Source organism: Kerstersia gyiorum (assembly GCF_048595715.1).
Classification (GTDB): domain Bacteria; phylum Pseudomonadota; class Gammaproteobacteria; order Burkholderiales; family Burkholderiaceae_B; genus Kerstersia; species Kerstersia gyiorum.
The window spans coordinates 3,402,538-3,414,858 of record NZ_CP169556.1 but is presented as its reverse complement, the minus strand read 5'-3'; the positions used below and the strand labels follow the sequence as shown (position 1 = coordinate 3,414,858).

Below are 12,321 nucleotides of genomic sequence, written 5' to 3'. Positions count from 1 at the left end.
TGAAGCTCCATGAAGAAGGAATCGTGGAGCCGAGAGGGAAAGGATACCGGGCGCGCAGAGACGCCCGGCATACGCTCCCAGCGTCGGCATTATCCGTACTGGTACGAAGGGACTCTCTCAACAATCACGCCGCGATAAGCGGCGGGATGTACCCCTGCGTGGCGCCCAGTATAAGCGCAGCTGGCGAATCAGGGGAACCTGCATGTGCCCAAAGGCGACGTACGGATTTCCGTACGAAAAAAACCGGGTTTGTCCGGTTTTTCGGATAGTGCGCTGATGGGTAAACAGCTTTTATTATTTTTTTCAATGGGTTGGGTTTTTTTGTCAGGTCCTGGAAGTTGGCATGAAGCTTGCTAGATATCTGCGTCCGGTCACGGCCGGTATCTACAGGTGGAGAGAAAACAATGACGACACGCCATAGCGCAACCCCCACTGCCCAGCATGCAGCCGAATTGACGGGTTCCAGGAAGGAACTCGGTGCCGCGCAGCAGGGCGGCGGGGCTTCCATGCCGCCCGCACCGCCTGCCCTGGGCAAGAAACCCAAGATGAACCGGCTGACCCAGTGGATACTTATTGCCCTGGTCGTGGGTATCGTTGTCGGCTATGCCTGCCATTTGTGGGCGGGCAGCGCAGCGCAGGCCAAGGAAATCGCGGGCTACTTCGCGTTGCTGACCGAGCTGTTCATGCGCATGATCAAGATGATCATCGCCCCGCTGATTTTCGCTACCCTGGTGGCGGGCCTGGCCAGCATGGGCGACGGCCGGGCGGTGGGTCGCATCGGCGGCAAGGCGGTCGGCTGGTTCATGATGGCATCGTTCATTTCGCTGCTGCTGGGCCTGTTGTTCGCCAATTTGCTGCAGCCTGGCGCCAATGTCGGCGTGCCTTTGCCCGACGTTCACGCCAGCTCCGGGCTCAGCACCGGTTCGCTGAATCTGCATGATTTCCTGCTGCACGTGGTGCCGCGCAACTTTATCGAGGCCATGGCAAACAACGAGATCCTGCAGATCCTGGTGTTCGCCGTCTTCTTTGGCCTGGCGCTGGGCCATTTGCGCGACAAGACCTCGCTGGTGCTGGCGCAATCCATCGAAGGGCTGGTGCCTGTGATGCTGCGCGTGACGAACTATGTCATGCGCTTTGCGCCGCTGGGTGTGTTTGGCGCGGTCGCCAACATCATTACCACCGAAGGGCTGGGTATCCTGCTGGTCTACGGCCGTTTCATGCTGTGCTTTGCGATTGCGCTGGTGGCCTTGTGGATCGTGTTGATCGGCGCGGGTTTCATGGTGCTGGGCCGCGATGTCTTCCGCCTGGTGCGCGCCGTGCGCGAGCCCATGCTGCTGGGCTTTTCCACGGCATCCAGCGAAGCGGCCTACCCGCTGGTCATGGAAAAGCTGGAGGCCTTCGGGGTGCGCAAGCGCCTGATCGGCTTCGTTCTGCCGCTGGGCTATTCCTTCAACCTCGATGGTTCGATGATCTACACCACCTTCGTGGCGCTGTTCATCTCGCAGGCCTACGATATTCCGCTGTCCCTGCAGCAGCAGTTCCTGATGCTGCTGGTGCTGATGGTTTCCAGCAAGGGTATCGCCGGCGTGCCGCGCGCTTCCCTGGTGGTGGTGGCCGCCGTGCTGCCCATGTTCGGTTTGCCGGAAGCCGGAATCCTGCTGATTCTGGGGATAGACCACTTCCTGGATATGGGACGCAGTGCTACCAATGTGCTGGGCAATACGATTGCAACGGCAGTCGTGGCCAAATGGGAGCGGGGGCTGGGCGGGCCCGATGAAGCGCTGGCGGATGGCCTGGAGGACGAGGTGGCTGCCGAAGGGCTGGCGCCAGCCGGCGCGGCGGCTTCCGCCGTTGCCCACGGCGAGAGCCGGGCTGCGTGATCCGCATGCGTATGCCGGCTGTGCGTCGGCATACGTCCGATCCCGGGCTTGCGTTGGGGGCCGGCTGCGCGCTGGCCGGCAGGCCCAGGGAAGGCCAGGCATGTCCGCCGCCAGGGGCGGGTGGGAAGGCTCTGCTATGATGCCCGGAGCGTTTCCTTTCTGGATCAACCTGATGCCCGTATCCCGTTTTTTCCGCAGACTGGGGCTGTTGTTGCCGGGGATCGCGCTGTTGGCCGCGTTGGCGGGCTGGGCCGGTTATCGCCATAGCCTGGGCGTCGATCTCGATGCGTTGCAGCGCGCCGGCCAGGGCCGTCTGGCCCTGTATGCCGCCAGCCTGGAGCGGCAAATCGACAAATATGCCTTCCTGCCCGCGACACTGGCGCTAGAGCGGGATGTGAGTCTGTTGGTCGCACGCCGGCCGGTGGATACCCACGACCCCATCCTGGGGCTGGACCCTGAACCCGGTCCCGGCCCCGAACTGGCACATGCGGTCAACCGCTTCCTGGAACGCTTGAATCAACTGGCTGGTACGCGGGTCATCTATATCCTGGACAAGCAGGGGCAGGTGCAGGCCACCAGCAATTGGCAGCAAGCCGACAGTTTCCTGGGCGAAGACCTCTCCTATCGCGATTATTTCCGCGAGGCTGCCGCCGGCCGTGCCGGCCGGTTTTTCGGTGTCGGCACGACTCGTGGCGACCCCGGCTATTACCTGTCTTCCCCGCTCTATGAAGATGGCGAGGTGGCCGGCGTAGCCGTGGTCAAGGTCGGGCTGGAACAGCTGGAACAGTCCTGGAGCAAGGCAGAGGTGCCGGTGCTGGTGAGCGATGCCAACGGCATCGTCATCCTGGCCTCGACGCCAGAATGGAAATTCACGGCCTTGCGGCCGCTGTCCGATGCGGACCGCGAGCGCTTGCGCGCCAGCCTGCAGTACTTCGACCAGCCCCTGGACCCGCTGGGGCTGGGCGACGCCGGAGGGCTGCCCGGCGGCACCCACCTGGTCAGCCTGCCTGCAGCGGAACCCCGCCAGGGCGGCGCCCGGCGCGTGCCGCCCTACCTGGCCCAGGAACAGGCGCTGGACGGAACCGGCTGGACCCTGACAGTGCTGTCACCGGCTGGGCAACTGGCCTGGATGGCATGGACACGGGCGGCGCTGGCTGCCGCCGCGACCGCCCTGGTGTGCATTTTGTTGCTGCTGTGGCAGCAGCGTCGCGCCTACCTGCGCGAACGCCTGCAGGCGCGCGAGGCCCTGCAGCGTGCCCATGACGAACTGGAACTAAAGGTCGAGGAGCGCACGCGCAATCTGCGTGCGGCCCAGGATGAGTTGGTACATGCCGGCAAGATGGCGGTGATCGGCCAGTTGTCGGCGGAGCTGGCGCATGAACTGAGCCAGCCGCTGGCGGCCTTGCGCACGCTGTCGGGCAATGCGGGCCGCTTCATGGAACGGGGCGATCTGGACGCCGCGCGCGGCAACCTGGACCGTATCGGCACGCTGGTCGATACCATGGGCGGGTTGACGAGCCGGCTCAAGTTGTTTGCGCGCAAGTCCGATGGCGCGCCGCAGCCGGTGGACGTGCGCCGTACCATCGACAATGCGCTGTTCCTGCTGGAGCCGCGCCTGCGCCAGGTAGGCGCAGGCATGCGCATGATGGTCGCCGGGGGAGTGACAGCGCTGTGTGATGCCAACCGCCTGGAACAGGTGCTGGTCAACCTGATAGGCAACGCGCTGGATGCGGTTGAAGGCCATGCGTCGCCGGCGGTACGGATCAGTGCCAGGCGCGACGGCGAGCGCGTGCGCATCGAAGTGGCGGATAACGGCCCCGGTCTGCCCGAAGAAGTGCTGGCGCACCTGTTCGAACCCTTTTTCACGACCAAAGAGGCCGGACGCGGGCTGGGCCTGGGGCTGGCGATTTCTGCCGGCATCGTGCGTGATTTCGGCGGAACGCTCAGTGCGGCCGCAGCGGCGTCCGGCGGCGCGATGTTTGTCGTGGACCTGCCTGCGGCGCAGGCGATTGCAGCCAAGGAAGGTGCACTATGAAAAGCGATCTCGCGAGCGGTTCGGGCCTGGGCGTCCTGTTGGTCGAGGATGACGAGAACGTCCGCCTGGGATGCGTCCAGACGCTGCAATTGGCCGATATTGAAGTGGAGGCTGTCGCCAGTGCCGAACAGGCGCTGCGGCGCCTGGAGGCTGGCGCGACGCCTGGGCTGGTGGTGACGGACATGCGCCTGCCCGGCATGGACGGCATGGCCTTGCTGCGCCAGCTGCGCGCGCAGGACCCGGAGCTGCCGGTCATCCTGATGACCGGCCATGGCGACGTGGCCCTGGCAGTGCAGGCCATGAAGGATGGCGCGCATGACTTCATCGAGAAGCCGTTTTCGCCCGACTATCTGGTGGAGCTGGTGCGCCGTGCGCAGGAGCACCGGCGGCTGTCGCTGGAAGTGCGTGCATTGCGGGCCACGCTGCAGAATCGCGACACCATCGAGGCACGCATCCTGGGGGAATCGGAACCCATGCGACGTGTGCGCCGATTGGTGGGAGAACTGGGTGACAGCGAGGCAGACGTTCTGATCCACGGAGAAACCGGCACCGGCAAGGAACTGGTGGCGCGCTGCCTGCATGATGCTAGCGCGCGGCGACATGGTAATTTCGTTGCGATCAATTGCGGCGGCCTGCCCGAGCACCTGTTCGAAAGCGAAATCTTCGGCCATGAGGCCGGCGCCTTCACCGGGGCCGGCCGGCGCCGTATTGGCCGGATCGAACACGCCAGCGGCGGCACGCTGTTCCTCGATGAAATCGAGAGCATGCCGATGTCCATGCAGGTCAAGCTGCTGCGCGTTCTGCAGGAGCGCACGCTGGAACGGCTGGGCTCGAATACGCCGGTATTGGTGGATTGCCGGGTCATCGCCGCAACCAAGGTGGATCTGCTGGCGCTGGCGGAAAGCGGTGGCTTTCGCGCCGACCTTTATTACCGCCTGAGTGTGGCGACGCTGCCCCTGCCTCCCTTGCGCGAACGGCGCGAAGACGTCAGCATTCTGTTCGAGCACTTCGCGCTGCAGGCCGCGACGCGGCATGGACGCACGCCGCTGGCGCAGGACCCGGGCCGGCTGCGCAGCATGATGGCCTATCACTGGCCGGGCAATGTGCGCGAGCTGCGCAATGCTGCCGAACGTTGCGTACTGGGCATTGCTGCCGGTTTTCCGCCGTTTTCCGCCGATGGCGGCGCGGACGATGGCAGTACCCAGGAGCGTCCACTGGCCCAGGCCGTGGCGGAGTTCGAGCGTGCGCTGATCGTCGAGGCGCTGCGTCGGCATGACAACAACCTGACGCGCGCCAGCGCGGCCTTGCAGGTTCCCAAGACCACCCTGCACGACAAGGTACGCAAGTACGGGCTCAATCTGTCCTGATGGCTGTGGCCGGCTTTAGTTGCGGCCGGGCAGGATCAGCAAGGCGCGGAAATCATTCACGTTGGTCAGTGTCGGGCCGGTAATGACGCCATCACCCAGGCGCTCGAAGAAGCCATGGCCGTCGTTGTCGGCCAGGCAGGCCGCCGGGTCCAGGCCCAGCGTACGGGCGCGTGCCAGCGTGGCGGGCGTGATGATGGCACCCGCCACGGGTTCCTGGCCGTCTACGCCGTCGGTATCGGCAGCCAGTGCATGGATGCCGGCTTGCCCGCGCAAGGCCAGGGCAAGCGCCAGCAGGAATTCGACATTGCGGCCACCGCGTCCCTGGCCACGCAGCGTGACGGTGGTTTCGCCGCCGGACAACAGCACGCAGGGCGCGGCAAAGGGTTCCCCGTACCGGGCGCACGACAGCGCAATCCCCGCCATGGCGCGGGCCACTTCGCGGGCTTCGCCCTCGATGGCGTCACCCAGTATCCAGGCTGGTATGCCGGCTTCCCGGGCGGCCGCTGCTGCCGCCAGCAAGGCCATGCGTGGCGTGGCGACCAGGTGGGTGCTGATGGCGGGCAGGGCCGGATCGCCGGGTTTGCAGGATTCCGCGGCCTGGGATGACAGCACGTGCTGCACCGGGGCGGGAGGCTCGATGCCATAGCGCTGCAGGATGGCCTGCGCCTGTTCACAGGTGCTGGCGTCGGCAACCGTCGGGCCGGAAGCTACATCGGCAGGATCATCGCCTGGTACGTCGGAAATCAGCAGGTTGATGATCTGCGCGGGGCGGCAGGCGGCAGCCAGGCGTCCACCCTTGATGGCGGACAGGTGACGCCGCACGCAGTTGATTTCCGAAATCGAAGCGCCGCTGGCCAGCAGCGCCCGGCTGAGTGCCTGTTTGTCTGCCAGGCTGATGCCGGCCAGGGGCGCTGCCAGCAGTGCGGAACCGCCGCCCGAAAACAGACCGATGACCAGGTCGTCAGGCCCGAGTCCTGCGACCTGTGCCAGCATGCGCTGTGCAGCGGCAGCGCCGGCGTCGTCGGGAACGGGGTGGGCGGCCTCGATGATTTCTATCTGGCGGCAAGGCACGGCGTGGCCGTAGCGCGTGACCACCAGGCCTGAGAGCGGGCCATCCCAGGCCTGTTCCAGCGCGGCAGCCATGGCCGCCGAGGCTTTGCCGGCGCCGATGACCACGACGCGTCCGTCCGTGGCGCAGGCGCGCAGCCGGGCGACCAGCGGAGGGAGGCAACGTGCCGGATCGGCGGCATCGACGGCTGCGTCGAACAGCCTGCGCAGCAAATGTTCTGGCAGGTGTTCGGACAGAAACTCGGGCGGGTCGTGGCGGGTCGTCATGGCAGCGGGCCGGGCAGGCTGCCACCGCAGACCGGCTTGCCTGCGCCGGTCGGCGGCAGGCGGCGGGTTAAAGGAACAGGCGGTAGGCCGGGTTATCCGTTTCGTTGGCGTGGGGATAGTCCAGCGCTTTCAGGAATTCACGGAAGGCCTTGCGGTCGGCGCTGGGTACCTGGATACCGACCAGCACGCTGGCGGCGTCGCCGCCCTGGTTGCGGTAGTGGAACAGGCTGATGTTCCAGTCGGGTTGCATGGCGGCCAGGAATCGCATCAGGGCGCCTGGACGTTCCGGGAAGTCGAAGCGATACAGCAGTTCATCAGTGGCCTGGGTGGATTTGCCGCCCACCATGTGCCGCAAATGGGTCTTGGCCAGTTCGTTCTGGGTCAGGTCCAGGATCTCGAAGTCATGCTTGCCCAGGTTGACGGCCAGCTTCTCCGCTTCGGCGGGCGAGCTGACCTGCAGGCCGACGAACACGTGGGCGCGGTCGCTGTCTTCCATCCGGTACTTGAACTCGGTCACGGCGCGGTCACCCAGCAGCGCACAGAAGCGGCGGAAACTGCCGCGCTGCTCCGGCATGCTGACAGCGAACAGTGCTTCGCGCTGTTCGCCTATGGCGGTGCGTTCGGCAACGAAGCGCAGCCGGTCGAAGTTCATGTTCGCGCCACAGGCAATCGTGATCAGCGTTTTGTTCTTCAGCTTGTTGTCGGCTGCATACTTCTTCGCGGCAGCCAGGGCCATGGCGCCGGCGGGTTCCAGCACGCTGCGGGTTTCCGTGAAAACGTCCTTGAGCGCGGCGCAGATTTCGTCGGTATCGACGACCACGAATTCATCCACGACTTCCCGCGCAATGCGGAAGGTTTCCTGGCCCACCTGCTTGACGGCGGTGCCATCCGAGAACAGGCCGACGTCGGTCAGGTTGACCCGCTTGCCTGCCTGCACACTGCGCAGCATGGCGTCGGAATCCACGGTTTGCACGCCGATGACCTTGATCTCCGGCCGCAGCGCCTTGATATAGGCGCCTACGCCGGAAACCAGGCCGCCGCCGCCGATGGCGACGAATACCGCGTCGATGGGGCCGGGGTGCTGGTGCAGGATTTCCATCGCAACGGTGCCCTGGCCGGCGATGACGTCCGGGTCATCGAACGGGTGCACGAAGGTCAGCTTCTGTTCCTTCTCCAGCGTCAGGGCATGCTGGTAGGCGTCGGAATAGCTTTCGCCTGCCAGGACGACCTCCGCGCCATGCGCCAGGACAGCATCCACCTTGATGCGCGGCGTGGTCACCGGCATCACGATGACGGCGCGGCAGCCCAGCTTGCGCGCCGACAGGGCCACGCCCTGGGCATGGTTGCCGGCGGATGCAGCGATCACGCCACGCGACAGTGCCGCTGGCGATAGATTGGCGATCTTGTTGTAGGCGCCGCGCAGCTTGAAGCTGAAGACTTCCTGCATGTCTTCGCGCTTGAACCAGACCTTGTTCTGAATTCGCTCTGAAATCAACGGGGCATATTCCAGCGGCGTTTCGACCGCGACGTCATAGACCTTGGATGTCAGGATGCGTTTCAGATAATCGGTGTTCATGGTTTTCGGCGCTTGGGCCTGGGTGGGTTGAGAAAAATGGAATCAGGAAACCGTCCAGAGTAGCACAGCGTCCTATAAACTTCGGCTATGGAAAGCACCTTGATGTCCGCGATCAATAGCCTGTTGGAAATGTTCGCATTGCCACAGGTCGGGCTGAGCGCGATTTTCATTGTCAGCCTGGTTTCGGCGACCTTGCTGCCACTGGGGTCCGAGCCAGTCGTGTTCGGCTACCTGAGCCTGACCCCACATATGTTCTGGCCCGCGATGCTGGTGGCGACGGCCGGCAATACCATTGGTGGCGGCATTTCCTATGCCATGGGGCTGGGCGCGCGCAGGGCTTTTGTGCTCTGGCGCCGGCGCAAGCGCCTGGCGGCTGCGCAGGAAGGCCTGCCGCGAGACGGTGACAGTGATGACACCGGGGACGACGCCCAGGCGGCCGATGGCGTGGGGCAGGGCAAGGAGGGGCGCTGGGATGTGCGCGCCCGCAACTGGATGCGCCGCATCGGCCCGCCCGCCTTGCTGCTGTCCTGGCTGCCGGCTGTGGGCGACCCCCTGTGTGCCGCCGCCGGCTGGCTGCGTTTTTCCTTCTGGCCGTGCATGTTCTATATGGCGATCGGCAAGTTCCTGCGCTACGTCCTGATGACGGCCTTCCTGATGTGGGTATCGGGGCAGGCGCTGCCAGGCCTCTGATTCTGGGGGCGTGCTGGCGCCGCCTGTGCGCCGCCGAGGTTCGTGCCGGCGCGGTGCCGGGTGCGTTTGTTGCCTTGCTGCTTGTTTTCGGGGCTGCGCGGCCGCCAATCCGCCGGCAAAGGCGTATGATGAATGTTTCCCCTGGTTACAGTGGCCGTGTCCGGCCGGGCTTGATTGCACCCCGCACGCCCTGACCGTCCGCTTGCCTGTCAGTGCCTTTTCGCCCATCCTGCCACTACGCTGCTTTCCATGAAAACTGTCGTTTCCATACAGTCGCAATTGGTGTTCGGCTATGCCGGCAACAGTGCGGCAGTGCCTGTTTTGCAGTCTGCCGGACTGACCGTGTATCCGGTGCCGACTACCTTGCTGTCCAATACCCCGCATTACCCGGAATGGGCTTGTCTGCCGGTCCGGGCGGAAGACGTTCGTGCCCTGTGCGCGGGCTTGTCGCAGCGGGTGGCGGCGCAGGAACTGGACGTGGTCCTGACCGGCTGGATGGGCAGCGCCGCCATCGTGCGCGAAGTGGCGCAGTGGCTGAAGGAGCTCAAGCGTCTTCATCCCGGCCTGCTGTATGTCTGCGATCCCGTCATGGGGGATGCCCAGAAAGGCCTGTATGTCGATGCAGCCTGTGCCCAGGCCATCGCGGACGAACTGGTGCCGCTGGCGGATGTCCTCACGCCCAACACCTTTGAATTGCAGCGGCTGGTGCCCGAGCCGGCAGGCCTGGCCGGACGCATGGCGGTGCTCAGCGGTGAGCGCCAGCGCGTGGTCGTCGTCAGCAGCGTGGAAGATGACCAGGGCGGCATCATCAATGTGGTGGGCCGGGGCGGCCAGGCCTGGCAGGTACGTACGCCGCGCCTGGCGGTGGATCTCAGCGGGACGGGCGATGTCATGACGGCACGTTTCCTGGTGTCGCTGCTGCGCGGGGCGGAATTGGACCGGGCCCTGGCCGACGCTGTCAGTGGGGTATATGCCGTCATTGAACTGGCAGCGGCGACAGATGCCCATGAAATGCCCCTGACACAGGCGATGCCGGCGATTCAGACGCCGACGCGGCGCTTTCCGGCAACACCCCGGCCGTCCTGAGGCCGAGAGCGCCTGTCTGGTTATTGCGCCAGGGATGTCAGGATGGGGTAAAGCGATAGCACCAGCAGCAGTGCCATGGCCACGTTGAAACAGCGCACGGCCAAGGGGGCAGTCAGTACGGTGCGCAAGGCCGTGCCGCACCAGGCCCAGACACTGATGCAGGGCAGGTTGACCACGCCGGACAGCAAGGTGGCCTGGGCCAGGTTGGCGAAGAAATTCTGCTGCGGCACATAAGTGGCGATCGCGCCCACGACCATGATCCAGGCCTTTGGGTTGACCCACTGGAACAGCAGGGCCTCAAGCAGTGTCATGGGGCGGCCGCGCTGGTCGGCGTCGTCCATGCCGCCGGCCGTGGCGATACGCCAGGCCAGATAAAGCAGATAGGCAGCGCCTGCATAGCGCAGTACGTCATAGAACCACGGAAACCTGAGGAAGACGCTGCCCATGCCGGCGCCGACCAGGATCAGCATGCTCATCATCCCCAGGCTGATGCCCAGCATGTGCGGGATGGAGCGGCGGAAACCGAAGTTCAGGCCCGAGGCTGCCAGCATGACATTGTTGGGCCCGGGGGTAATGGATGAGGCGAACATGAACAGCGCCAGGGAGCCGGCCAGGGCCGGGGTCATCAAATCAGTGGGAAGCATGGCGTCCATGGTCAGTTTCCTGCGGGAATCTCGGAAAATCGGAAAACGGCCCGGCGGAAAAAATTCCGGCAGATGCAGCGGGCATGGCTTCCACTGTAAGCATCAATGGCGGTACAGTACCTGTACAGTTGATCAAACAGTTATCTGAACTGGCCTGGTGATATGACCATGACACTTGAGCAAGCCGAAACGCCCGTTTTTTCCTGGCGCCTGGCGCGCAACAGCAGCGTGCCGCTGGCGCAGCAGTTGGCCGACAAGGTGGCCGAACAGATCGGGCAGCGCGCCCTGCGCGTCGGGGCGCGCCTGCCGTCGATTCGCGACATGGCAGCGCTGGCGGCGGTCAGTCGTTTCACCGTGGTCGAAGCCTATGAGTTGCTGGTTGCCCATGGCTTGATTCAGTCCCGCCGAGGGGCGGGGTTCTATGTGCAGGCGCCGGCTTTGTCGGCCGATAGCGCCCAGGCGCCGGCGATGCCGTCAGCCCGCGCCGGGCTGGATGTCAGCTGGCTGTTGCGCAGCATGTTCCAGGAAGCGCCCGCAGGCGACGTGCTGCCCGGCAGCAGCGGCATGCTGCCGCCCGCATGGACCGACCCGGATATGCTGTCTGCTGCCATGCGCCGGCTGGGCCGCCTGCCGACCGGCTATCTGCTGCACTATGGCGTGCCGGAGGGCTATTTGCCGTTGCGTCAGCAGGTGGCGCGCATATTGCAGCGCGACGGCGTCGAACTCAATCCCGCCAGCAACCTGATGACGACTGGCGGTGTCACCCATGCCTTGGGGCTGGTGACGCGCTACCTGGCCCGGCCTGGTGACACCGTGCTGGTCGAGGACCCTTCCTGGTTCGTCGGCTTTGCCAACATTGCGGCCCAGGGCATCCGCCCCATCGGTGTACCGCGCAGCGTGCGCGGACTGGACCTGGCTCGGCTGGAAGAATTGGCGCAGGTGCACAAGCCGCGTTTCTTCCTGTGCAATTCCGTCGTCCACAACCCGACGGGCAACGTCATGACGGCCAGGATGGCGCATGAAATCCTGCGTTTGGCCGAGCGCTACGATTTCATGGTGGTAGAGGACGACACCTATGGCGACCTGTCCAGCGGTACGCCGGTGCGCCTGGCCGCGCTGGACAGCTTCAAGCGCGTCATTCTGGTGGGCGGTTTTTCCAAGCTCATGGCGGCCAATTTGCGGGTGGGCTATCTGGCGGCGGCGCCCGAACATGTTGCTGCACTGTGCGACTTGAAAATGCTGAGCGGCCTGAGCTCGCCGGAAATGGGTGAACGCCTGGTCTATTCGGTATTGGCCGGCGGACAATACCGGCGCCACGTCCTGCGTGCACGGGAGAAGACGGATACCGCCAGGCGCGTCAGCCATGAGCGCTTGCGTGCGCTCGGGCTGGGCCCTGGCGACCTGCCGGATGCCGGCCTGTTTCTGTGGACGGATTGCGGCGTGGACGCCGAGCGGCTGGCCATGGCAGCCGCCGACCAGGGCCTGCTGCTGGCGCCTGGCTCCCTGTTTTCTCCGGCGCAGCAGCCATCCACCCATATCCGTTTTTCCATTTCTCTGATGCAGGATGAAAAGGCCTGGCCGCGCCTGAACCGTGCGCTGGCCGCGGCCAGGGGCTGACAGGGAAAAGGGGGCGTGCGGGCCGGGAAAGTGGCTTCGGAAAGCCAAGGACTGTGCTACTGTGCGACTGAGGAATTTATTTAATTGATTG

9 protein-coding genes are annotated in these 12,321 nt (G+C 65.0%); 6 read left to right on the top strand and 3 right to left on the bottom strand.

Translation table 11 applies throughout. The annotated features are described in order from the left end of the window. The first annotated feature begins 506 nt into the window (after nucleotides 1–506). The 3 genes from ACEW7X_RS14915 to ACEW7X_RS14905 all read left to right on the top strand — a co-directional run bounded on the left by ACEW7X_RS14915 (nucleotide 507) and on the right by ACEW7X_RS14905 (nucleotide 5,282). Complete coding sequence (locus ACEW7X_RS14915; RefSeq protein ID WP_415358798.1) at nucleotides 507–1,880, top strand: dicarboxylate/amino acid:cation symporter; 1,374 nt, start codon at nucleotides 507–509, stop codon at nucleotides 1,878–1,880. A 172-nt stretch (nucleotides 1,881–2,052) separates the two neighbouring features. Continuing rightward, nucleotides 2,053–3,915, top strand: a complete 1,863-nt coding sequence (locus tag ACEW7X_RS14910) for an ATP-binding protein (protein ID WP_068367801.1) — start codon at nucleotides 2,053–2,055, stop codon at nucleotides 3,913–3,915. Further along, a complete protein-coding gene (locus ACEW7X_RS14905; protein WP_420177377.1) occupies nucleotides 3,912–5,282 on the top strand; it encodes a sigma-54-dependent transcriptional regulator in 1,371 nt (456 codons plus the stop codon). The genes ACEW7X_RS14910 and ACEW7X_RS14905 overlap by 4 nt, the downstream gene beginning before the upstream one ends. A gap of 15 nt (nucleotides 5,283–5,297) precedes the next feature. Here ACEW7X_RS14905 and ACEW7X_RS14900 read toward each other — a convergent pair whose 3' ends face one another. Together ACEW7X_RS14900 and ilvA are read right to left on the bottom strand one after the other, a co-directional pair. Continuing rightward, the gene (locus tag ACEW7X_RS14900; protein ID WP_420177376.1) at nucleotides 5,298–6,617 is read right to left on the bottom strand and encodes a glycerate kinase type-2 family protein; all 1,320 of its coding nucleotides are present in this window, start codon (nucleotides 6,615–6,617) and stop codon (nucleotides 5,298–5,300) included. Nucleotides 6,618–6,684: 67 nt separating this feature from the next. Further along, nucleotides 6,685–8,193 (bottom strand): threonine ammonia-lyase, biosynthetic, encoded by a 1,509-nt coding sequence (gene ilvA / locus ACEW7X_RS14895; RefSeq protein WP_068367328.1) that lies wholly within the window; start codon nucleotides 8,191–8,193, stop codon nucleotides 6,685–6,687. 87 nt (nucleotides 8,194–8,280) lie between these two features. Between ilvA and ACEW7X_RS14890 the strand changes: the two genes are divergently transcribed. After that, nucleotides 8,281–8,883: a YqaA family protein gene (locus ACEW7X_RS14890; RefSeq protein ID WP_420177375.1), complete on the top strand. Its 603-nt coding sequence runs from the start codon at nucleotides 8,281–8,283 to the stop codon at nucleotides 8,881–8,883. Nucleotides 8,884–9,132: 249 nt separating this feature from the next. Next, a complete protein-coding gene (pdxY, locus tag ACEW7X_RS14885; RefSeq protein ID WP_068367324.1) occupies nucleotides 9,133–9,969 on the top strand; it encodes a pyridoxal kinase in 837 nt (278 codons plus the stop codon). A gap of 20 nt (nucleotides 9,970–9,989) precedes the next feature. Here pdxY and ACEW7X_RS14880 read toward each other — a convergent pair whose 3' ends face one another. Beyond that, entirely contained in the window at nucleotides 9,990–10,622 is a 633-nt protein-coding gene (locus ACEW7X_RS14880) for a LysE family translocator (protein WP_420177374.1), read from the bottom strand. 159 nt (nucleotides 10,623–10,781) lie between these two features. Between ACEW7X_RS14880 and ACEW7X_RS14875 the strand changes: the two genes are divergently transcribed. Then, on the top strand, nucleotides 10,782–12,230 hold the full coding sequence (locus tag ACEW7X_RS14875) for a PLP-dependent aminotransferase family protein (RefSeq protein ID WP_420177373.1): 1,449 nt from the start codon (nucleotides 10,782–10,784) through the stop codon (nucleotides 12,228–12,230). Nucleotides 12,231–12,321 lie beyond the last annotated feature (91 nt).

What these genes read in the sequence shown, in the direction of transcription:
- ACEW7X_RS14915 (WP_415358798.1), top strand. Translation starts at nt 507, where the DNA reads ATGCCGCCCGCACCGCCTGCCCTGGGCAAGAAACCCAAGATGAACCGG.
- ACEW7X_RS14900 (WP_420177376.1), bottom strand. Translation starts at nt 6,617, where the DNA reads ATGACGACCCGCCACGACCCGCCCGAGTTTCTGTCCGAACACCTGCCA.
- ACEW7X_RS14875 (WP_420177373.1), top strand. Translation starts at nt 10,782, where the DNA reads ATGACACTTGAGCAAGCCGAAACGCCCGTTTTTTCCTGGCGCCTGGCG.
- ACEW7X_RS14880 (WP_420177374.1), bottom strand. Translation starts at nt 10,622, where the DNA reads ATGGACGCCATGCTTCCCACTGATTTGATGACCCCGGCCCTGGCCGGC.
- ilvA (WP_068367328.1), bottom strand. Translation starts at nt 8,193, where the DNA reads ATGAACACCGATTATCTGAAACGCATCCTGACATCCAAGGTCTATGAC.
- ACEW7X_RS14905 (WP_420177377.1), top strand. Translation starts at nt 3,912, where the DNA reads ATGAAAAGCGATCTCGCGAGCGGTTCGGGCCTGGGCGTCCTGTTGGTC.
- pdxY (WP_068367324.1), top strand. Translation starts at nt 9,133, where the DNA reads ATGAAAACTGTCGTTTCCATACAGTCGCAATTGGTGTTCGGCTATGCC.
- ACEW7X_RS14890 (WP_420177375.1), top strand. Translation starts at nt 8,281, where the DNA reads ATGGAAAGCACCTTGATGTCCGCGATCAATAGCCTGTTGGAAATGTTC.
- ACEW7X_RS14910 (WP_068367801.1), top strand. Translation starts at nt 2,053, where the DNA reads ATGCCCGTATCCCGTTTTTTCCGCAGACTGGGGCTGTTGTTGCCGGGG.